The organism is Actinoplanes sp. KI2 (assembly GCF_025630775.1).
Taxonomy (GTDB): Bacteria; Actinomycetota; Actinomycetes; order Mycobacteriales; family Micromonosporaceae; genus Actinoplanes.
This window is the reverse complement of the sequence record NZ_JAOSZE010000010.1, coordinates 194,528-216,216: the sequence shown is the minus strand read 5'-3', so window position 1 is coordinate 216,216 and position 21,689 is coordinate 194,528. Positions and strand designations below refer to the sequence as shown.

At 71.9% G+C, this 21,689-nt stretch carries 13 protein-coding genes and 1 pseudogene; 6 read left to right on the top strand and 8 right to left on the bottom strand.

Annotation, left to right across the window (positions count from 1 at the left end; translation table 11 throughout):
• Positions 1 to 20: 20 nt before the first annotated feature.
• Positions 21 to 836, bottom strand: a complete 816-nt coding sequence (locus tag ODJ79_RS13130; RefSeq protein ID WP_263023665.1) for an ABC transporter ATP-binding protein — start codon at positions 834 to 836, stop codon at positions 21 to 23.
• A gap of 55 nt (positions 837 to 891) precedes the next feature.
• Positions 892 to 2,082, bottom strand: a complete 1,191-nt coding sequence (locus tag ODJ79_RS13125; protein ID WP_263023664.1) for an ROK family transcriptional regulator — start codon at positions 2,080 to 2,082, stop codon at positions 892 to 894.
• A gap of 173 nt (positions 2,083 to 2,255) precedes the next feature.
• On the opposite strand from ODJ79_RS13125, the gene ODJ79_RS13120 reads away from it, so the two are divergent.
• The 4 genes from ODJ79_RS13120 (at position 2,256) to ODJ79_RS13105 (ending at position 5,354) form a co-directional block, all read left to right on the top strand.
• On the top strand, positions 2,256 to 3,704 hold the full coding sequence (locus ODJ79_RS13120; RefSeq protein WP_263023663.1) for a glycoside hydrolase family 3 N-terminal domain-containing protein: 1,449 nt from the start codon (positions 2,256 to 2,258) through the stop codon (positions 3,702 to 3,704).
• Between the two features lie 87 nt (positions 3,705 to 3,791).
• Entirely contained in the window at positions 3,792 to 4,223 is a 432-nt protein-coding gene (locus ODJ79_RS13115) for a hypothetical protein (protein ID WP_263023662.1), read from the top strand.
• Positions 4,220 to 4,669 (top strand): thiol-disulfide oxidoreductase DCC family protein, encoded by a 450-nt coding sequence (locus ODJ79_RS13110; RefSeq protein ID WP_263023661.1) that lies wholly within the window; start codon positions 4,220 to 4,222, stop codon positions 4,667 to 4,669. Before ODJ79_RS13115 ends, ODJ79_RS13110 begins: the two co-directional genes overlap by 4 nt.
• Positions 4,650 to 5,354: a TetR/AcrR family transcriptional regulator gene (locus tag ODJ79_RS13105; protein WP_263023660.1), complete on the top strand. Its 705-nt coding sequence runs from the start codon at positions 4,650 to 4,652 to the stop codon at positions 5,352 to 5,354. The genes ODJ79_RS13110 and ODJ79_RS13105 overlap by 20 nt, the downstream gene beginning before the upstream one ends.
• A gap of 377 nt (positions 5,355 to 5,731) precedes the next feature.
• Here ODJ79_RS13105 and ODJ79_RS13100 read toward each other — a convergent pair whose 3' ends face one another.
• Entirely contained in the window at positions 5,732 to 8,086 is a 2,355-nt protein-coding gene (locus tag ODJ79_RS13100) for a heavy metal translocating P-type ATPase (protein ID WP_411267309.1), read from the bottom strand.
• Positions 8,087 to 8,115: 29 nt separating this feature from the next.
• Positions 8,116 to 8,721, bottom strand: coding sequence for a TetR/AcrR family transcriptional regulator C-terminal domain-containing protein (locus ODJ79_RS13095; protein ID WP_263023659.1), 606 nt, complete (start codon positions 8,719 to 8,721; stop codon positions 8,116 to 8,118).
• Positions 8,722 to 8,778: 57 nt separating this feature from the next.
• Here ODJ79_RS13095 and ODJ79_RS13090 point away from each other — a divergent pair, with 57 nt between their 5' ends.
• Complete coding sequence (locus tag ODJ79_RS13090; protein WP_263023658.1) at positions 8,779 to 9,528, top strand: alpha/beta fold hydrolase; 750 nt, start codon at positions 8,779 to 8,781, stop codon at positions 9,526 to 9,528.
• Here ODJ79_RS13090 and ODJ79_RS13085 read toward each other — a convergent pair.
• Complete coding sequence (locus ODJ79_RS13085) at positions 9,518 to 14,485, bottom strand: NAD-glutamate dehydrogenase (protein ID WP_263023657.1); 4,968 nt, start codon at positions 14,483 to 14,485, stop codon at positions 9,518 to 9,520. The genes ODJ79_RS13090 and ODJ79_RS13085 overlap by 11 nt on opposite strands.
• 212 nt (positions 14,486 to 14,697) lie before the next feature.
• On the opposite strand from ODJ79_RS13085, the gene ODJ79_RS13080 reads away from it, so the two are divergent.
• The gene (locus tag ODJ79_RS13080) at positions 14,698 to 16,623 is read left to right on the top strand and encodes a penicillin-binding transpeptidase domain-containing protein (RefSeq protein ID WP_263023656.1); all 1,926 of its coding nucleotides are present in this window, start codon (positions 14,698 to 14,700) and stop codon (positions 16,621 to 16,623) included.
• A 1,187-nt stretch (positions 16,624 to 17,810) separates the two neighbouring features.
• Here ODJ79_RS13080 and ODJ79_RS13075 read toward each other — a convergent pair.
• From ODJ79_RS13075 to ODJ79_RS13065, 3 genes and pseudogenes are all read right to left on the bottom strand, one after another.
• A pseudogene (locus tag ODJ79_RS13075) lies at positions 17,811 to 18,798 on the bottom strand (arginase family protein); the annotation flags it as partial.
• Positions 18,799 to 18,810: 12 nt separating this feature from the next.
• Entirely contained in the window at positions 18,811 to 19,758 is a 948-nt protein-coding gene (locus ODJ79_RS13070; protein WP_263023655.1) for a tetratricopeptide repeat protein, read from the bottom strand.
• Between the two features lie 221 nt (positions 19,759 to 19,979).
• Entirely contained in the window at positions 19,980 to 21,653 is a 1,674-nt protein-coding gene (locus ODJ79_RS13065; RefSeq protein WP_263023654.1) for a methylmalonyl-CoA mutase, read from the bottom strand.
• Positions 21,654 to 21,689 lie beyond the last annotated feature (36 nt).

Genomic DNA, 21,689 nt, shown 5'->3' with positions numbered 1-21,689 from the left:
CGCAGGGCCGCCCTCCGTGCTCATGCCGCGCGCGCCGCGTACCGGTCGCCGAACCGGTCCACCTGCAGGGCCACGCCGAAGGTCTTGGTCAGGTTGTCGGCGGTCATCACCTCGCCGAGCGGGCCGGACGCCACGATCGTGCCCTCGCGCAGCAGCATGCCGTGGGTGAAGCCGGGCGGGATCTCCTCGACGTGGTGGGTGACCAGCACCATGGCCGGCGAGTCGGGGTCGAGGGCCAGCTCGGTGAGGCGGCCGATCAGGTCTTCCCGGCCGCCCAGGTCGAGGCCGGCCGAGGGCTCGTCGAGCAGCATCAGCTCGGGATCGGTCATCAGCGCGCGGGCGATCAGCGTGCGCTTGCGCTCGCCCTCGGAGAGGGTGCCGAACTCCCGGTCGAGCAGCGCGCCCATGCCCAGCTGCTCGAGCAGCCGGCGGGCGCGCGCGGTGTCCATCGGGTCGTACGTCTCCCGCCAGCGGCCCACCACCGACCAGGCCGCGGTGACCACCACGTCGATCACCCGCTCGGCGGGCGGGATGCGCTCGCCGAACTGGCCGGTGGACAGGCCGATCCGGGTGCGCAGCTCGTTGACGTCGGTGCGGCCGAGCCGCTCGCCCAGCACGAACGCGGTGCCGCGGGACGGGTGCAACCGGCCGGCGGCGAGGTTGAGCAGCGTCGTCTTGCCGGCGCCGTTCGGCCCCAGGATCACCCATCGCTCGTCCAGCTCCACCTGCCAGGAGAGGCCGCGGACCAGAAAGTTGCCACTCCGGATCACGCTGACCCGGTCGAAGGCGATGACGGTGTCGTCGTGAGGCGGGATTCGCACCGCGGGTTCGAGCACGGACCTATCCAATCACGCGGTTTGGATGGCCTTCAGTCAGGTGGGAAGGGCCGGGTCACCCGGTGGTCGAGCCGAAGACCTCGTCGCGAACCGCGTCGAGGGCGGTGTGCAGGGCGCCGTGCAGCACCGGCTCGGACGCCACCTCGGTGATCACCACCTTGGGGCTGACCAGCGTGATCGCCGCCACCTCGCGCTCGACCCGCTCGGCCAGCGCGGGGCCGCCGGCCTGGCTGACCTCGCCGGCCAGCACCACCAGCGGCGGGTCGAGCACCACGCAGGTGGCGGCCACGCCGAGGGCCAGCCGCGCCGCCAGCTCGTCGAGCACCTGGCCGCCGGCCTCGCCCGCGGCCACCGCCGAGCGGATCACGTCGGACGCCTCGCTGCCGCGGAAGCCGTACTTCTTGCCGATCGCCTTCACCGCGTCGGCGCCCGCGACCGTCTGGAAGCCGCCGCGCACGCCGCCCTTCTGCGAGCGCTTTCCCTGGTGGCGGGGCACCTCGGCGCCGGCCACCGGCAGGTAGCCGATCTCGCCGGCCGCACCGGTCGCGCCCTGGTGCAACCGGCCGCCGATGACGCTGGCCAGGCCGACGCCGCGGCCGATCCAGATCAGCACGAAGTCGCCGGCGCCCTTCGCCGCGCCGGTGCTCTGCTCGGCGATCGCGGCCAGGTTCACGTCGTTGCCGAAGTGGACCGGGGTGCTCAGGTCGCGGCGCAGGTCGTCGAGCAGGCCGCGGTGCCAGCGGGGCAGGTCCCAGGCGAAGGAGATCTCGCCGCTGTCCGGGTCGACCAGGCCGGGCGTGCCGAGCACCACCCGGCGTACCGAGCTCATGTCGGTGCCGGCCTCGGCGGCGGCCTGGACCACCGCGGTGTGCACCACGCCGACCGGGTCGTCGGTGTCCTTGGTGGACTGCTCGACCCGGCTCACGATCGCCCCGGTGATGTCGGCGCAGGCGGCCACCACCCGCTCGGGACCGACGTCGACGCCGATCACGTGAGCGCTCCCAGGGGTGACCGCGTAAAGCTGGGCGTTGGGTCCGCGGCCGCCGGCCTGCTCGCCGACCCGGCGTACCAGGCCGCGCTGCTCGAGACGCTCCACCAGCTGGGAGGCGGTGACCTTGCTGAGCCCGGTCATCTCGCCGAGTTGGGCGCGGGTCAACGGACCTCGGGCGAGCAGCAGCTCCAGCGCCGCGCGATCGTTGAGAGCGCGCAGCAGCCGAGGTGTGCCCGGAAGGCGGGTCGCGGCCATCGTGAAGTCCCCTAGTATTTAGGATTGTTTCCTATTAGCTTACGAGCCCCCGCAGTCGTAGCGGCAGCGTAACCGTCGGCAGCGCCGCCGACACCACCCACCGTCATCGACTCGTAGCGATCATGGCAGCTCGCGGTCCCCCAGAGCCAGAGCTGCGTCACCGGAAGGACATCATGGCGATGGATCAAGGGTTGCGCCGTCTCGCCCTCGGCACTCTGCTCGCCGCGTTTCCCGGCGAGAAGCCGCCGGGCTGGGCGCTCGATCTGCTCGACGAGGGCCTGGCCGGGCACACGCTGTTCGGGACCAACGTCGGGTCGCCGGAGCAGCTCGCCGCGCTGACCGCGGCGCTGCGGTCGGCCCGGCCGGACGCGCTGATCGCGATCGACGAGGAGGGCGGCGATGTCACCCGGCTGGGGCATCGGACCGGCAGCCCCTATCCGGGGAACGCGGCGCTGGGCGTGGTCGACGATCCGGCGCTGACCACCGAGGTGTACGCCGCGATCGGGGGCGACCTCGCCGACACCGGGATCAACCTGGACCTGGCGCCGACCGTCGACGTGAACACGGCCGACGACAACCCGATCATCGGGACCCGGTCGTTCGGCGCGTCGCCGGAGCTGGTGGCGCGGCACGCGGCGGCCGCGGTGCGCGGGCTCCAGTCGGCCGGGGTGGCGGCCTGCGCCAAGCATTTCCCGGGGCACGGGGCGACGCTGGCCGACTCGCATCTGGAGCTGCCGACCGTGGACGCCCCGCTCGCCGTGCTCCGGTCGCGCGATCTGCCGCCGTTCGCCGCGGTGGTCCAGGCCGGAGTGCAGGCGATCATGTCGGCGCACATCCGGGTGCCGGAGCTGACCGGGGACGACCCGGCGACCTTCAGCTCGGCGGCGTTGGTGACGCTGGCGCGGCGGGAGTACGGGTTTGCCGGGGTGCTCGTCACCGACGCGCTGGAGATGAACGGGGCGGCGCTCGCCGCCGGTGGCATCGCGCCGGCCGCGGTGCGCGCGCTGGCCGCCGGGGCCGACCTGCTGTGCGTGGGGGCGCGGGTCGACCGGGAGCTGGTCGAGACGATCGCCGGGGAGATCGTCGCGGCGGTGACCGACGGACGGCTGCCGCTCCCGCGGTTGGAGGAGGCTTTCACCCGTACGGCGAAAATGGCGACGTGGAGCGCAACGCCGGCCCGCACGAGCGACCACGACGAAGCCCTCGGGGTGTCCGCCGCCCGGCGGGCCGTACGGGTCGAGGGCACGCCGAACGGCCTCGGTGTTCCGCTGGTGGTGCAGCTCGCCGCCGGGCACTCGATCGCGGAGGGCCGGGTGCCGTGGGGCCTGCGCCCGCATCTGAACGGCGCCATGCAGATCGACGTCGTCGCCGATGACGCCTCGGCCACCGAGTTGATCGAACGGGCGGCGGGCCGGCCGATCGTCGTCGTCGGCCGGCATCTGCATCGCTCGCCGGGCGGCCGGGCCCTGGTCGAGAAGCTGGCCGCGGCTCATCCGGTGGTGGTCGTGGAGATGGGCTGGCCGTCGTCGTGGCGGCCCGCGGGATCCCGGGCGTTCGTGATCACGCACGGCGCGAGCCTGGCCAACGGGCGCGCCGCGGCGCAGGTCCTCGGGCTCGCCTGAGGCGCTGTTCACATCTCTTGAACATGTTCAACTCATGGCCCTATCCTGAGGCGGACTTAGTTGAACATGTTCAGGAAGGACGATCCGATGGATCCGAAGGTCTGGATGTACCTGCTTTACCTCGCGGTCAGCGTCGGGCTGACCGTGTGGGTGGCGACCACGCTCTCGCGCAACGGCCGGGTCTTCCTGGAGGACGTCTTCGACGACCCGCGACTCGCCGGCGCCGTCAACCAGCTCCTGGTGATGGGCTTCTACCTGCTGAATCTCGGTTACGTGACGTTCGCGATGCGGTCCAGCGCGCAGGTCGAGGACACCAGCACGGCGCTCGAGACGTTCTCCACGAAGATCGGCCTGGTGCTGCTGGTGCTCGGCATCCTGCACTTCTGCAACGTCTACTTCCTCGGCCGGTACCGCCGCGGGCGGATCCGGCAGCAGCAGGGACAGCCGCCGCTGCCGCCGGCCGGACGCCTGCCGCAGCACCCGCCGCGACCCCCGATGGCGCCACCCGCGCGGGCATGACGACATCGTCCGACCCGGCCGGTCACGGGGCCGGCCGGGTCGGCTCCTTCACGGTGCTGTTCGACGAGGGGTGCCCGCTGTGCCGGACCGCCCGGTGGTGGCTGTCCCGCCAGGACCAGCTCGTGCCGCTGCACTTCGTGCCGGCCGGTTCGGCCGCGGCGCGGTCGCGGTTCCCCGGGCTCGATCATGAGGCGACGCTGCGGGATCTCACCGTGATCGCCGACGACGGGGCCTACTACACCGGCGACTCCGCCTGGCTGGCCTGCCTGTGGGCGCTGACCGACCACCGGGCGACGGCCGAGCGGCTCTCGTCGCCGCGGCTGCTGCCGGTTGCCCGGCGGATCATCGCGGCGGCCTCGGCGGTACGAGAGGCAACCCGCTCGCCCACGCCCTCGGAGCCGCCGTTCGCGGACTACGGTGACCACTGTGACGACCGCTGCCGCTGACTCTCCGCCGCCGTCTCCCGCGCGGCGGGCCCGGGGCGAGCAGACCCGCCAGCTGATCCTGGAGACGGCACTGCGGCTGTTCCGCGAGCGGGGGTACACCGAGACGACCATGCGGGCGATCGCCAAGGAGGCGGGCGTCGCGGTCGGGAACGCGTACTACTACTTCGACTCCAAGGAACACCTGATCCAGGGGTTCTACGACCGGAACCAGGCCGCACACCGGGCGGCGGCCGAGCCGGTGCTCACCGAGGAGAAGGAGTTCGCGACCCGGCTGCGCGGGGTGCTGCACGCGGGGGTCGACGTGAACGCTCCGTACCACTCGTTCGCGGCGACCTTCTTCAAGACCGCGGCCGAGCCGTCGTCGCCGCTGAGCCCGTTCTCCAAGGAGTCGTCGCCGGCCCGGGACGCGTCGATCGCGATCTTCCGGGACGTGGTCGAGGGGTCATCCGCGAAACTCGACCCGGAGCTGCGCCGCGAGCTGCCCGAGCTGCTCTGGCTCGGGTGGATGGGTGTGACCCTCTTCTGGGTGTACGACAAGTCGCCGGAGCAGCGGCGCACCCGGCGGCTGATCGACGGCGTGGTGCCGCTGATCGACCGGTTGGTGGCGCTGTCCCGGTTGCGGGTGCTGCGGCCCGCGCTGCGCCAGATCCTCGCGCTGATCGAGTCGGTCCGCCGGGACGACTGATCACCGCCCCGACACACTAAATGCCCCTACACCCAGAAATTACCGAATTTGTCGCCTAAGGGGGTTGGCCGAACGGCCAAAATGCGCAAGCAGAGCTTCCGAGCCCGCTTCGCCGGCACGTAGCGTCAGATCCGCAGGTGGGTCTGGGGACGTTGCGGGGACTCGGGCTTCGGGACCAGTTCGAGCCCCCGCAACAACGACGATGAGCCGGGCGCGCGGGATCGCGGGAGCAGTCCCCGCGACCGGCTCACGTCGTCGCGGCCGCCTTCTCACGGCGTCCCGGCGCCTTCTCACGGCGTCCCGGCGCCTTCTCGCGGCGTCCCGGCCGCCCTCTCACGTCGTCCCGGGCGGCCTCTCACGTCGTCCCGGGCGGCCTCTCACATCGTCGCGGCTGCCTTGAAGGTGCGCAGGCGCAGGCTGTTGAGGACCACGAAGATGCTGCTCAGGGCCATCGCGGCGCCGGCGATCATCGGGTTGAGCAGGCCGGTCGCGGCCAGCGGAAGCGCCGCCACGTTGTAGGCAAAGGCCCAGAACAGGTTGCCCCGGATGATCGCCAGCGTGCGCCGGGACAGCCGCACGGCGTCCACCGCGGCGGTCAGGTCGCCGCGGACCAGGGTCAGATCCGAGGCCTGGATCGCCACGTCGGCGCCGGCGCCCATCGCCAGGCCCAGGTCGGCCTGGGCCAGGGCGGGCGCGTCGTTCACCCCGTCGCCGACCATCGCCACCGCCCGGCCCTCGGACTGGAGACGCTTCACCACGTCGACCTTGCCGGCCGGGAGCACGCCGGCGAAGACCTCGGTGATGCCCACCTCGGCCGCCACCGCCCGGGCCACCGCCGGGGCGTCGCCGGTGACCAGCATCGGCTCGAGGCCCAGGCGGCGGAGGGCGGCGACCGCGTGGGCGCTGCTCGGGCGTACCGCATCGGCAAGCGCAAGCCACCCGCGCGGCGAGCCGTCGACGCGGACCTCGACCCAGGTGGCCGCCTCGAGCGTCGCGGCGGACGTCGCGGTGGTGCCTCGGCTCATCGAAACGACCTGGTAGAGCGGCACGGTCGCCGTGGCCGGGACCGGCGCCGCCGACAGCAGATCGTCGGGGCGGCCGGTCACGACCTCGACCAGTCGGCCCTCCACCCGGCCGCGGACGCCGACGCCGGCCGTGGCGTGAAAGTCGGTGACCGCGGGCAGCAGGCCGCTCCCCCGGGCGCCGGCCGACGGCGCGCCGTTTTCGCGGGCCGCGGCCGACGAAGCACCGTTTTCGCGGGCCGCGGCCGACGAAGCACCGTTTTCGCGGGCCGCGGCCGGCGAAGCGCCGTTTTCGCGGGCGGCGGCCGTGATCGCGCGGCCCAGTGGGTGCTCCGAGGCGGCCTCGACCGCGCCGGCCAGCCGGAGCAGCTCGTCGGGATCCCGGGCCACGGCCGCCACCAGCGACATCCGGCCGCTGGTCACCGTGCCGGTCTTGTCGAGGACGATCGTGTCGGCCTTGCGGGTGGACTCCAGCGCCTCCACGCCCCGGATCAGGATGCCCAGCTGGGCGCCGCGGCCGGTGCCGACCAGCAGCGCGGTGGGCGTGGCCAGGCCGAGCGCGCACGGGCAGGCGATGATCAGCACGGCCACCGCGGCGGTGAACGCGGCGGTCGCGCCCCCGCCGGTGCCCAGCCAGAAGCCGAGCGTGCCGATGGCCAGCAAGATCACCGCGGGGACGAAGACCGCGGCGATGCGATCGGCCAGGCGCTGGACGGCGGCCTTGCCGGTCTGCGCCTCCTCGACCAGCTTGGCCATCTGGGCGAGCTGGGTGTCGGCGCCGACCCGGGTGGCCCGGACGGTCAGGCGACCGCCGGCGTTCAGGGTCGCGCCCGGTGCCGGGTCGCCCGGACGCACCTCGACCGGCACCGACTCGCCGGTCAGCAGGCTCTGGTCGAGCGCCGAGACACCGTCGACCACCACACCGTCGGTGGCGACCTTCTCCCCCGGGCGTACCAGGAAGACGTCGTCCACCCGCAGCTCGGCCACGGGGATCTCGCGCTCGGCGCCGTCCCGCAGCACCGTGACCGATTTCGCGCCCAGTTCGAGCAGCGAACGCAACGCATCCCCGGCCCGGTGCTTCGCGCGGGCCTCCAGGTAGCGCCCGGCCAGCAGGAACGTGGTCACACCGGCGGCGGCCTCGAGATAGATGGCGTCGCCGCCCTGGGCGGTCAGCGAGAACGGGTGGGTCATCCCGGGCTCGCCGGCGTCGCCGAGGAAGAGCGCCCAGACCGACCAGCCGAACGCGGCGAGCGTGCCGAGCGAGACCAGCGTGTCCATAGTGGCCGCGCCGTGCCGGAGATTGACGAACGCGGCCCGGTGGAACGGCCAGCCGCCGTAGACGACGACCGGGGCGGCGAGGACCAGCGACAGCCACTGCCAGTAGTCGAACTGCCAGGCGGGCACCATGGCGAGCACGACGACCGGAATGCTGAGCGCGACGGAGATCAGCAGGCGGTCACGCAGCGGATCGCGCTTCTCGTCACGCTGTGGCGGCTCGGGGGCGGGCTCGGCCGCCGTGTAGCCGGTCTTCTCCACCACCGCGATCAGATCCCGGGCGGTCAGCGCGGCCGGCACGGTGGCCCGCGCCTTCTCCGTCGCGTAGTTGACCGTGGCGGTGACCCCGTCGAGCCGGTTCAGCTTCTTCTCGATGCGGCTTGCACACGACGCGCACGTCATGCCGCCGATCTCCAGCTCGATCACCCGCTCCACACCACCACCTTATACCCCTCGGGGGTACCTCACGCCATGACCTGCGCCTCGGTCCCGGCGATCAGCAGCGTCAGCCCGTGCTCGAAGGACGCCTCGTCCATCGGATTGCCGCCCGCCCGCAGCGCCGCCGCGAGCGTCGGCATCGCGGCCAGCAGATCACCCGCGTCGGGGTCGCCGGCCTCGACGCCGGCCTGCTCCTGCAGCACGTAGCCGTTCAGATAGTTGGCCAGCGCGGTGATCGTGCGCAGCGCCAGCACCGGCGTGAAGCCGAGCGCGACCATCGCCGACAGCTCGCCCTCGAACTCCCCGAGCGCGCCCGGCATGCGGCGGGCCGAGGCGACCACGCGGGCGCCGTCCCGATGGGCCAGCAGCGAGCGGCGATAGCCGCGCGCACGACGCCGCAGCCACTCCTGCCAGGACTCACCGTCCCACGGCGGACCCATCCCGGCGCCCTGGATGATCACGTCGGCCATCCCGTCGAGCAGCTCCTGCTTGGTCTTGATGTGCCAGTAGAGGGCCGGCGACCGGACGCCCAACTCGGTGGCAAGCCGGCGCACGGTGAGCCCGTCCAGCCCCACCTCGTCGAGAAGCCGCAGCCCGGTCTCGATCAGCACCTCTCGGGAAAGCCCCTTCACCCGATCACCTTAGCAGTGCTAAGGTCAATTTAGCGGTGCTAAGGAGGGGGCGACGGCATGGGCGAGGAACTGATCGACGAGGGGCGGGGGCGCGCGATCCTGGTGCTGCACGGCGGCATGGGCGACGCGACCTCGTGGTCGCGGGTCACCGACCGGCTGCGCGACCGCTTCCGGACGGTCCGGCTGACCCGCCGGCAATACCGGCCGGACGTGCCGCGCAAGGTGACCATGGCGGATGAGGTGGCGCAGGTCCGCGAGGTGGCCGCGGCGCTGGACCACCCGGTGCTGGTCGGGCACTCGTCCGGGGCGGTGCTCGCGCTGGAGGCGCTGGTGGCCGACCCCGGGCTCTACTCGGGCGCGGTGCTCTACGAGCCGCCGATCGTGCTGGACGAGCCACTGGGCGGGGCGAAACTCGAGCCGGCCCGGGCCGCCATCGCCGCCGGCAAGCCGGGGCAGGCGCTGCGCATCTTCCTGCGGGACGTGGTGCGCACCGGGCCGGTGCTGGCCGCGGTGGCCGGCCTGGTGCTTACCGCAAAGCCGGAGTGGGCCGCGCGGGTCGAACGCCAGCTCGACGACAACGACGCGATCGACGCCCTCGGAAACCGGCTCTCGGCGTACGCAAAAATTGATCTTCCGGTGTTGCTCGTCGGTGGCGACAAGAGCCCGGCTCACCTGCGCAAACGGCTCGACGCGCTGCGGCGGGCCCTGCCGCAGGCCAGTCGCCTGACGATGCACGGGCAGGGCCACAACGCCGAGCGGACCGCCCCGGCCCGGCTGGCCGAGGCGGTCGCCAAGTTCACGAGTTAGCGGACGAGGTCTTCACCAGCGTGCGGATCTGGCGGAGCAGCACCGACAACGCGGCCAGCTCGGCCGGGGTGTCGTCGACGTTGCCCATCGCGTTCGCGCACCTCGCGATCGAGGACGCGTTCACCTGCTCCCACTCGTCGACCCGCTCGCGCGCCGTCGACGTCGACTCGGTCGACTCCAGCACCTCGACCGTGAGTGCGGCCAGCGCCGCGTACAGGTCGTAGCGCAGCGCCATCCGGGCCAGCGTCTGCCACCGGTCGCCGCGCGGCAGCCGGGAGATGTGCGACAGCAGCTGGTCGATCTGGAAGCGCTCGGAGAGCAGGAAGTAGACCTGCGCCACCTCGAGCGGGTCCCGGCCGGAGGCGGCCGCGGTGGTGAGCACGTCGAGCAGGCCGAAGCCGTAGTTCGCCCAGGTGACCCGCTCGGCGAGCTCCATCGGGACGCCCTTGTCGACCAGCGTGGCGACGTGCTCGTCCATCGACCGGCGCTCGACGCCGACCAGCACCGAGACCAGCTGCGGCAGCAACTCGTGCACGCCGGGCTGCAGCCGGGCGATCTCGCCGGTCACGTCCAGCGGCGAGCGACGGGTGCTGACCAGCCAGCGGACCGCCCGGTCGAGCAGCCGCCGCGACTCGAGGAAGACCAGCGTCTGCGCCGAGGTGGGCACCTCGTTGTCCAGCTCCTCGGTGGCGCGCCAGATCTCGGAGAGCCCGAACGCCTCGCGCACCACCACGTACGCCCGCATGACGTCGGCGGCGGACGCGCCGCTCTCCTCCATCGCGCGGTAGACGAACGACGTCCCGCCCCGGTTGACCACCTCGTTGACCAGCGAGGTCGAGATGATCTCCCGGCGCAGCCGGTGCCCGGCCATCCGAGCGCCGAACCGCTCGCGCAACGGCGTCGGGAAGTACCGGGCCAGCACGTCGTGAGTCCAGGCCTCGTCGACCAGTTCGTCGGCGAGCACGTCGGTCTCCAAGGTGATCTTCACGTACGCCAGGAGCACGGCGAACTCGGGCGCGGTCAGTCCCTCGCCCGCGTCCGACCGGACGGCCAGCTCGGCGTCCGTGGGCAGTGCCTCCAGCTCCCGGTTGAGCTGCCCGCTCTCCTCCAGCGCGGTGAGCATCCGCCGGTGCACCGGCAGCAGCGAGTGGGCCTGCGCCCCCGCATTGCCGAGCGCCGACGACTGCTCGTAGTTGTCCCGCAGCACCAGGGCCGCGACCTCGTCGGTCATGGCCGCCAGCAGCGCGTCCCGGTCGGGGACGCTGAGCTCGCCCTCCGTCACCGCGCCGCCGAGCAGGATCTTGATGTTGACCTCGTGGTCCGAGCAGTCGACGCCGGCGGTGTTGTCGATGAAGTCGGTGAAGATTCGTCCGCCGGTGCCGGCCACCCCGCCGGAGCGGGCGAACTCGATCCGCCCGCGCTGGGTGAGTCCCAGGTTGCCGCCCTCGCCGACCACCTTGGCCCGCACCTGCGACCCGTTGACCCGGATCGCGTCGTTGGTCTTGTCGCCGACGTCGGCGTGCGTCTCGGACACCGCCTTCACGTACGTGCCGATGCCGCCGTTGAACAACAGGTCGACCGGGGCCTTGAGGATCGCCTTCATCAGCTCGGCGGGGCTGATCGCGGTGCCGTCGCCGAGGCCCAGCGCGGCACGTACCTCGTCCGTCACCGGGATCGACTTGGCCGTGCGCGGGTAGACGCCGCCACCCGCCGAGAGAAGCGATTTGTCGTAATCGGCCCAGGACGACCGGGGCAGGTCGAACAACCGCTGCCGTTCGGCGAAGGACGCGGCGGCATCCGGCGCCGGGTCGAGGAAGATGTGCCGGTGGTCGAACGCGGCCACCAGCCGGATGTGCCGGGACAGCAGCATCCCGTTGCCGAAGACGTCACCGGACATGTCGCCGATGCCGACCACGGTGAAGTCCTCGGTCTGCGTGTTCACGCCGAGGTCGCGGAAGTGCTTCTTGACCGACTCCCAGGCGCCGCGCGCGGTGATGCCCATCTTCTTGTGGTCGTACCCGGCCGAGCCGCCGCTGGCGAACGCGTCGCCGAGCCAGAACTCCTTGCCCACCGAGATCTCGTTGGCGATGTCGGAGAACGTCGCCGTGCCCTTGTCCGCCGCGACCACCAGGTAGGGGTCGTCGCCGTCGTGCCGGACCACGTCCGGCGGTGGCACGATCTTGCCGCCGTGGATGTTGTCGGTGACGTCGAGCAGCGCGGTGATGAACCGCTTGTAGCACTCGACGGCCTCGTCCCGGTCGCCCGGCTTCTGCTTCAGGACGAACCCGCCCTTGGCGCCCACCGGCACGATCACGGCGTTCTTCACCATCTGCGCCTTGACCAGGCCAAGTACCTCGGTGCGGAAGTCCTCGCGCCGGTCCGACCAGCGCAGGCCGCCCCGGGCGACCGCACCGAAGCGCAGGTGCACGCCCTCGAACCGCGGCGAGTACACGAAGATCTCGTATTTCGGGCGCGGCTCGGGCAGGTCGGGGATCGCCTTCGGGTCGAGCTTGAAGGCCACGTAGTTCTTCGGCCGGCCGTCCGCGCCACGCTGGAAGAAGCTGGTGCGCAGGGTGGCACGCACCAGCGTCAGGTAGGACCGCAGGATCCTGTCCTGGTCGAGGCTGTCCACCCCGTCGAGCAGCTCGGTGATCCGCTCGACGAGCTCGTCGGCCAGCCGGGTGCGCTCCGCCTCGCCGGCCTCCAGCCCGGGCGAGAAACGGGTCTCGAAGAGCGTGACCAGCAGCCGGGCGATCTCCGGATAGGCGATGAAGGTCGATTCGATGTACCGCTGGGAGAAGACGTTGCCGGCCTGACGCTGATATTTCGCGTACGCCCGGAGCACCACGACCTGCCGCCAGGTCAACCCGGCCCGCAGCACCAGCTCGTTGAACCCGTCGACCTCCGCCTCGCCCCGCCAGGCGGCCGCGAAGGCGTTCTCCACCTGCGGCCGCACCTCGGCCAGCTCGCGGTGCTCGGTCGGCGGGCGCAGCCCGAAGTCGTACAGGTAGATGGTGCCGTCGTTGCGGCGGATCTCGTACGGCCGCTCGTCGACCACCTGGACGCCGAGCGAGTGGAGCACGGGCAGCACCGCGGAGAGCAGCATCGGCTCGCCGTACCGGTAGACCTTGAACCGCACGTCGTGGTCGTCGGGCTCGGGCTCGCCGCCCACCACCTGCCGCCGCTTGCGGTGCAGGTGCATCTCGAGCTGGCCCTCCTCCTCGAGCAGCTCGAGCTTGGCCAGGTCCTGCATGCCCTCGTACGGCGTGTGGCCGTCCTTGTAGCTGTCCGGGTATGCGTTGGCGTACCGGCCGAACAGCTCGCGGGCCGGCTCCTCGCCCAGCTTGCGCTCGAGCACCAGGGAGAAGTCGTCGTCCCACATCCGGGTCGCGTCGGCGAGCTGCTCGGCCAGCGTGTTCGGGTCGACCGTGCCGGGCGGGTCGGCCGGATCGGTGCGCACGATGAAGTGGATCCGGGCCAGCATCCGCTCGGTGACCCGGGTCGTGTAGTCGACGCCGATGCCGTTCAGCTCGCGCAGCAGGATCTCCTGCATGCGCAGCCGGTTACCGGTGGTGAACCTGTCGCGGGGCATGTAGATGAGGCAGGAGATGAAACGGCCGTAACCGTCGCGCCGGAGGAAGAGGCGGAGCTGCCGGCGGCCCGCCATGCGCAGGACGCCGATCACCGCCTCGTACAGATCGTCGGTCTTGATCTGGAAGAGCTCGTCGCGCGGGTAGGTCTCCAGGATCTGCAAGAGGTCCTTGCCGGAGTGGCCGCGGGGGGACAGGCCGGAGCGGTCCAGCACCTCCATCACCTTGCGCTTGACCACCGGCAGCTCGCGCACGCTGGTCCGGTACGCCGAGCTGGAGAACAGGCCCAGGAAACGGCGCTCGCCCACCACCTCGCCACGGCTGTTGAAGATCTTGACGCCGATGTAGTCGAGGTAGGCGGAGCGGTGCACCGTTGCCCGCGAGTTGGCCTTGGTGATCACCAGCAGGCGCTTCTCGAGGGCCCGCTGGTATGCCTCGGGGGCCATCGACGAGAGCCGGCGCGGCGTCGAATCCCCGCGGAGGATGCCCAGGCCGGTGCCGGAGATCGCGGTGAGCACGTCGCCGTCGAGGCGGTACTCGCGATACCCGAGGAACGTGAAGTGATCGTGGGCGAGCCACTTGAGCAGCTCGATCGAGTCGGTGACGTCCTTGTCCGGTACCGGCAGCTTGGCCTCGGAGCCACGCGCGGCGGCCAGCTCGTCGGCGATCACCAGAGCCCGCTGGCGCATCCGCGGCCAGTCCTCCACCGCGTCCCGCACATCGGTGAGCACCCGGCGCACTTCGTTGTGCAGCTGCTCGCGGGCCTCCTCCCGGCGGACCGGGTCGATCTCGATCCGGATCCAGCTCTCCACCAGGTCGCCGTCGATCGCGTCGTCCGGCTCGACGTCGGCGGCGAGCTCGGCCAGCGCGCCCAGCGGCTCGCGGCGCAGCACGATCAGCGGGTGGACCAGCAGGTGCACCTGTAGCTGATGGGCGGTGAGCAGGGCGATCACCGAGTCGACCAGGAAGGGCATGTCGTCGGTGACGATCTGCAGAACGGTGTGGCACTCGGAGCCGGTCGGCGGCGTGATCGCCAGCTTCAGCTCGCCGGGCAACCGGACGGCGGCGAGCTCGCGATGGGCGACCGCGGCGTCGTACATCTCCGACGCGGTAAATCCGACCAACTCCTCATCCGGCGCGAACCGCCAGAAGCGGCCGACCAGCGACGCCGTCGCGTGGTCGGCGCCGGCGACTTCGACGGCCTGCGCCACCAGACGCTCGCCGTTCGGCAGCGGCTCATCGAGCTCGGCATCGTCGTTGGCGGTGCCGAGCCGGCCCGTGAGGGCGAACCCGGGCCCCTGCGAGAAGTCCAGCTCAGGATCGGAGGTCGGATCAGATTCCGACGGTGACTCACCGACGAAAGCCATGGTTTGGTGCTCCCCTCACCCACGACGCTGTGGGTTCGAACGTGTCGTTCACAGCCTAGAACGGTTGCGCCGCAGGGGATCACACGCGTGGGCGGTTCGGTCCGTTCGGCGGCGAAATTGCTCTACATCACGCAATCCGGGTCGGCGGGACGTGCGCATCTTTATTACCGTTCCGTAGCATCGCGTCCGGCATACCCACGAAAGGGGACCTCATGCTCGACCGCCGTGACCTCAAACGCCGCCGAGTGACCGCCGTCGCGGCCTCGTTGACGCTGGTCTGCGGAGGCCTGGCAGCCTGCTCCAAGGACGGCCCCGACAACACGCTCAAGGATTTCCTGACCGGTTGGCGCAGCGGCAACCTCGGCACGGTCGGCTTCGTGACCGCGGACGGCAGCAAGATCAGCGCCACTGATGTCCTCGCCCAGCTCCACACGCTCTCCGGCGACCTGGCCAAGCAGTCGCTGGTGCTGACCGCGGTCGGCGCGCCCAAGACCACCGGGGACATCTCGTCCAGCACCATCAAGCTGGACTGGACGCTGCCCGGCGGGGTGCCCTGGTCGTACCAGAGCACGGTCCGGCTGACCAAGCAGGGCAGCAAGGGCTGGCGGGTGGTCTGGGAGCCGGCCATCGTGCAGAACGAGCTGCAAACCGGCGACAAGCTGGCCGTACGGCGGGTGACGGCGAAGCGGGCGACCATTCAGGACGCGACCGGCCGGCCGATCGTGACGCCCCGGGACGTGGTGGTCATCGGGGTCAGCCCGCAGAAGATCACGAATGTGGCGCAGTTGCAGAAGGATCTCGCCGCCGCGTTCAAGAAGATCAACCTGACGGTCGATATGTCCAACCTTGCCGACCGGGTGAAGAACTCCGATCCGGGCGCTTTCATCGAGCTGGTCACGCTGCGTCGCCCCGACTATGACAAGATCCGCAATGCGGTGCGCCCACTGGCCGGCACGGTCTTCCGCGAGGAGACCCGCAACCTCGCGCCGAGCAGGGCGTTCGCCCGGGCGCTACTCGGCACCGCCGACGAGGCGACCCGCGAGGACATCGAAAACAATCCCGACGCCGTCGCGCAGGGTGACACCGTCGGGCACGGCGGTCTCCAGGAGCGGTACGACGCGACGCTGCGCGGCACGTCCGGCCTCTCGGTGGTGATCGCCCGCGAGGCCGCCGACGGCACGGTGACCAACTCCCAGCTGTACAGCACCAAGCCGGTCGACGGCCAACCCATCAAGATCAGCATCGACACGAAGACGCAGGTCGCGGCCGACGCGGCCCTGGCCACCCAGAAGCAGCCCGGCTCACTGGTCGCCATCCGGGTCAGCGACGGCTCGGTGCTCGCGGTCGCGAACGGTCCCGACGGCAGCACGGTCGACACCGCCCTGACCGGTCAGGTTCCGCCAGGATCGACATTCAAGACCGTCTCCGCGTACGGGTTGTTGCAGCAGAAAAGGGTCACGGCCACCTCGGTGGTCGCCTGCCCGAAGACGCTCACCGTCGACGGCCGCGAATTCAAGAACTCCGGCGGCGAGGTGCTCGGCAACGTCCCGTTCCACGTCGACTACGCGAAGTCGTGCAACACGGCCTTCGTCGGCCTCTCCTCGAAGCTGGGCGCCGCCGGGCTGCAGACCGCGGCCGGCGACCTCGGCCTGGGCGGCCAGTGGGACCTGGGCATCGACGCGTTCAGCGGCAAGGTGTCCGCGGCCGACAGCCCGACCGAACTCGCCGCGGCGACCTTCGGGCAGGGCGCGACCGCGGTCAGCCCGGTGGCCATGGCGAGCGTGGCGGCGGCGGTGGCGCGCGGCCAGTTCAAGCAGCCCCGGCTGGTCCTCGACCCGGCCCCGACCAAGGCGGCGGCCGACGGCGCGCCGCTCGACGCGGCCGCGGTGGGCGCGCTGCGCGGGATGATGCGCGAGGTGGTGACCGGGGGCACCGGCACGGCACTGCGCGACGTCAAGGGCAAGCCGGTGTTCGGCAAGACCGGCACGGCCGAGTTCGACGACAAGTCGACGGACACCCACTCCTGGTTCATCGGCTACCAGGGCGACGTCGCCTTCGCGGTGATGGTGCAGAAGGGCGGCGCCGGCGCCGAGGCGGCGGTCCCGGTCGTGAAGAACTTCCTGAATGCCCTGAACTGACCGTCGGGTGGGCCGCCCGCCAGCGGCCCACCCGACGCTTCTCCGGCGATGTCGGCCGGGAGGCTTCTCCGGGGATGTCGGCCGGGAGGCTTCTCAGACGATGTCGGCCGGGGAGCCCGAGCCCAGCTCGAACGCGGGGCGCTGGGCCGGCAGCGTGAAGCTGTCGGCGGCCGGAAGACGGTCGGCCGGGTGGTCTTCCGCCGGGAGCCGTTCGGGCGGGCGGTCGTCCACCGGGACGCCGTCCACCGGGACGCCGCCGCCCACCGGGAGCACGCCGTCCACCGGGATGCCGCCGCCCACCGGGAGGCCGTCGGCCGGGAGGTCGGTCGCCGCCGGGGGGTGCTCGGTCGGGCGGGCGGGCGGCGGAGGGTCGTCCGCCGGGCGCGGGCGGAGCCTGCCGGGGCGGGTGGCCGCCAGCGGCTTGGAGTCGAGCAGCGGCGCCTGACCGAGCGGCCGAGCGATGAACGGGTTTTCCCTTTCGCCCTGCGCGGCCGGCAGGTCGACGACTGCCTGGTTCGGCTCGGGGTCGGAAATTTCGGTTTTGTCGTTCGGGGCGGTCTCCGGCTCTTCGGCATGCGCGGGCCGCCGCAATCGAGAGCCGGCGCCGCCCGGGCCGGGATCCACGGACCGCCGCGACGACGCCTTGCGCAGCGACTCCGGACTCGTGCGCGGCCGCGACAACGACGCTCGGACGGCGGCGGCCGCATCCCCGGCCGGTCGCATCCACACCCCGCGGTCGGCGGTCGGCGCATCCCCGGCCGGTCGCAACAGCGACGCCAGTCCGGCTGCGGCATCCTCCGCCGCCGGGCGGGTCGACGTCCCGTCCTCGCCTGCCTCAGACCCGGCGTCCACCCCGGCGGGCCCGGACCCGGCGCCACCCTCGGCCGCCCCGGACCCGGCGTCACCCTCGGCCGCCCCAGACCCGGTGTCGGCGCCGGCGGCCTCAAACTCGGGGCCGGCCTCGACTGACTCAGGCTCGCCGCCGACCTCCGCCGCCCCGGACTCGGCATCGACCTCAGCGGCCCTGGACTCGGCATCGACCTCGGCGGCGTCGACCTCCGTGGCGTCGACCTCGGCGGCGCGGGACTCGGCATCGACCTCGGCAGCGCCGGACTCGGCATCGACCTCAGCGGCCCTGGACTCGGCATCGGCTTCCGGCGCCGGAGCGGACTCCGGAGAGGGCTCCGGAGAGGGCTTCGAGGCCGGCGCGGGCGCGGGCCGGGCCAGATCCGCGCGGGCCGCGATCAGATCCGGCCGGACGGCGACCGTGCGCGCCGCCGCCAGCCCGGCCGCCACCGTGGTGGCGATCTCGGCCGCATAGACGCCGTCCGGGTCGTAGTCCGGATCGAAGACGGTGATCTCGACGCCCAGGCAGTGCGGCGACTCGACCAGCCCGGCCAGCAGGATCTCCAGCTCCGGGAACGCGATGCCGCCCGGCGACGGCGCGTCGACCGCCGGCATCACCGCCGGGTCGAGCACATCGACGTCGACGTGCAGCCAGTACCCCGCGCAGTCGACCAACTGGTCGCGGGCCCATTGGGCGCTGCGAGCCGCGCCCTCCACCCGCAGCGCCGGGACCGGCCGGGTCACGATGCCCGCCGCCTGCAGGTCGAGGCGGTACTCGTCCTGGGCGCGCAACCCCAGCACCACCACGTCGATGTCGCGGAAGTACGGCCGCCGTCCCTCGATCGACGCCAGGTCCGACTGACCGCGACCGGTGACCAGCGCGAGATCCTCCCCCGCCGCGGCGCCCACATAGGACGCGTTCCCGGGGTGGCGGAAGTCGGAGTGACCGTCCACAAAGACCAGGCCGATCCGGCCGCCGACCGCCTCGCCGAGCCGGTGCATGGCCAGCCCCGAGCCGAGCAGGATCGAACAGTCCCCGCCGAGGATCACCGGGAACTCGCCGGCGTCCAGGATCGCGCCGATTCGGTCGGCGAGCCGGCGGGAGTACGCGGCGATCTGCGACGCGTGCGCGACACCGTCCCCGGGCCGCCAGTCGCCCGGGTCGTATCGGGGCGGGGTCAGGCAGCCCGCGTCGCGCGCACCGAGCTTGGTGAGCAGGCCGTGGTCGCGGAGCGCTCCGGGCGCCTTGGCGCAGCCGGGCACCGACGTCGCGGTCGGCGGGCGCAGACCGAGATTGGACGGTGCGTCGAGGACTGCGATCCGGCGCACGGAACCTCCCGCCTAGAACAGGGCGCTGGCCAGCTGGCGCCGGGCCGTGGCGACCGCCGGGTCGTCCGGTCCGGCCACGCTGAACAGCGAGAGCAAATGCTTGCGTACGACGTCGCGCTCGTCCCCGGCGGTGCGCTTGACCAGCTTGATCAGCCGCTGGTACGCCCGGTCGGCCTGGCCCGAGAGCACCTCGACGTCGGCCGCCAGGCACTGGGCCTCGAGGTCGTCCTGGTTGGCCTCGGCCGCGGCCAGCGCGGCGCTCGGGTCGGCACCGCCCACCCGGCGGTACAGATCGACCTGGGCCAGGCCGGACTCGGCGACGGCGTCGGCCGGGGACTCGGCGAGGATCTTCTTGTACGCCGCCTCGGCCGCGTCGAGGTCGCCGTCCATGAGCGCTTCGTCGGCGGCGTCGAGCCGCGGGTCGGCGGCCGCCTCGACGGTCACACCGCCGGCCTTGAGCACCGCGTCCACATACTGCTTGACCTGGTGCTCGGGCAGCACGCCGGTAAAGCCCTCGACGAGCTGACCGCCGACGACCGCGACCACCATCGGGATGCCCTGCACGCGCAGCGCCTGGGCGAGCCGGGGGTTGGCGTCTACATCGACCTTGCCGAGCACCCAGCTGCCGGCGCCGTCCCGGGCGAGCTTTTCGAGCACCGGGGACAGCTGCTTGCACGGCTCGCACCAGTCGGCCCAGAAATCGAGGATCACCGGTGTGGTCAGCGAACGCTCGAGGACGGCGGACTGGAAGTTGGCCTCGGTGACGTCGATGATCGCCTCGGGCCCGCCGCCGGGCAGGCCGGCCGGGACACCCGCGGTGGGCGCCGCTCCGGCTCCGCCGGCGTCGGCCGAGGAGGGACGGCTGGGGCCCGCCGCCGGGGACGGGGCCGGGGTGCGCAGCGCGCTGAGGTCGACCGCGCCGCGGGTGAAGATCGACGGAGTGGTCCGTGGGTCGCTCATGGTTACCTAGTCTCGCACGCTGGCAAGGCGGTTCGCGTGCCGCGCGGCGGTCGATATCGGAGGTCACAACGGCACGTCATCCCCGATACTTGACGCCGCCGCGCGGTTACGCAAGATCCCACAACGGTCCTGGGAGTGCCAGATGCCCGACGGGCGACACGACCGCAGCGAAGTGCGGCATGTCGCCCGTTTTGCGGAGTTAGCGGCGCGGCGAATACGGCTCAGAAGCGGGCCGGCTCGCGGTAGATGCCCCACTCCCCCTTCAGCACGCCACAGATCTCGCCGAGCGTCGCCTCGGCCCGCGCCGCCTCGAGCATCGCCGGGATCATGTTCTCCTCGGTGCGCGCGACGGCCACCAGTTTGTCGAGGGCGGCCTTGACCCGTACGGAATCCCGGGCGGCCCGCCGGTCGCCGAGCTCGCGTCGCTGCGCCACCTCGACCTCGTGCGAGACCCGCAGGATCTCCAGTTCCTTCGCCACCGTGCCGGTGTGGGCGTTGACGCCGACGATGCGCTTCTCGTCCTTCTCCAGCGCCTGCTGGTAGACGAACGCGGCCTCGGCGATGTTCGCGGTGAACCAGCCGTCCTCGATGCCGCGCAGGATGCCGGAGGTGACGCTGCCGTCCTCGCCCAGTTCGCGGATGCGGGCAAAGATCTCCTCGGCCTCGGCCTCGATCCGGTCGGTGAGCGCCTCCAGATACCACGAGCCGCCGAGCGGGTCGGCCACGTTGACCACGCCGGTCTCCTCCATCAGCACCTGCTGGGTGCGCAGGGCGATCTCGGCGGACTCGTCGGTGGGCAGCGCGAGCGTCTCGTCGAGGGCGTTGGTGTGCAACGAGTTCGTCCCGCCAAGCACCGCGGCCAGCGCCTCGACGGCGGTGCGCACCACGTTGTTGACCGGCTGCTGCGCGGTCAGGCTGACCCCCGCGGTCTGCGTGTGGAACTTCAGCCACAACGCCTTCTCGCTGGTCGCGCCGTACTCGTCGCGCAGGTGCCGGGCCCAGATGCGGCGCGCGGCGCGGAACTTCGCGATCTCCTCGAAGAAGTCGATGTGTGCGTCGAAGAAGAAGCTCAGCCCGGGCGCGAACTGATTGACGTCGAGCCCGCGGGACAGTCCGAGCTCGACATAGCCGAAGCCGTCGGCCAGCGTGTAGGCCAGCTCCTGCGCGGCCGTCGAGCCGGCCTCGCGGATGTGGTAGCCGCTGACCGACAGCGGCTTGTACTTCGGGATCTCCCGCGCGCAGTACTCCATCAGGTCGCCGATCAGGCGCAGGTGCGGCTCGGGCGCGAACAGCCACTCCTTCTGCGCGATGTACTCCTTGAAGATGTCGGTCTGCAGCGTGCCGTCGAGCCGGCTCAGCTCGGCGCCCTGCCGCTCGGCGGCCACCAGGTACATGCAGAAGATCGGCACGGCCGGCCCGGAGATCGTCATGCTCGTGGTGACCCGGCCGAGGTCGATGCCGGCGAAGAGCACGTCCATGTCGGCGGCCGAGTCGATCGCCACCCCGCAGTGCCCGACCTCGCCGAGCGACTGCGGGTCGTCGGAGTCGCGGCCCATCAGCGTGGGCATGTCGAAGGCGACGCTGAGCCCGCCACCGCCGGCCGCGAGGATCATCTTGTACCGCTCGTTGGTCTGCTGCGCGTTCCCGAACCCCGCGAACTGGCGGATGGTCCAGGTGCGTCCGCGATATCCGGTCGGATAGAGACCCCGGGTGTACGGGAACTCGCCCGGCCACCCGATGCGCTCGAAACCGGGGTGAGCGGCCCCGTCGGGCGGCCCGTAGACCGGGTCGACGGGCACCCCGGAGAGGGTGGTGAAGTCGGCTTCCCGCTTACGAGAGGCGTCGTAGCGCCGTTGCCAGCGCTCCCGGCCGGCGGCGATGTCGGCAGCATCCATGCAGCCATCGTAGAGGCAAACCTGAACGATCCCTAA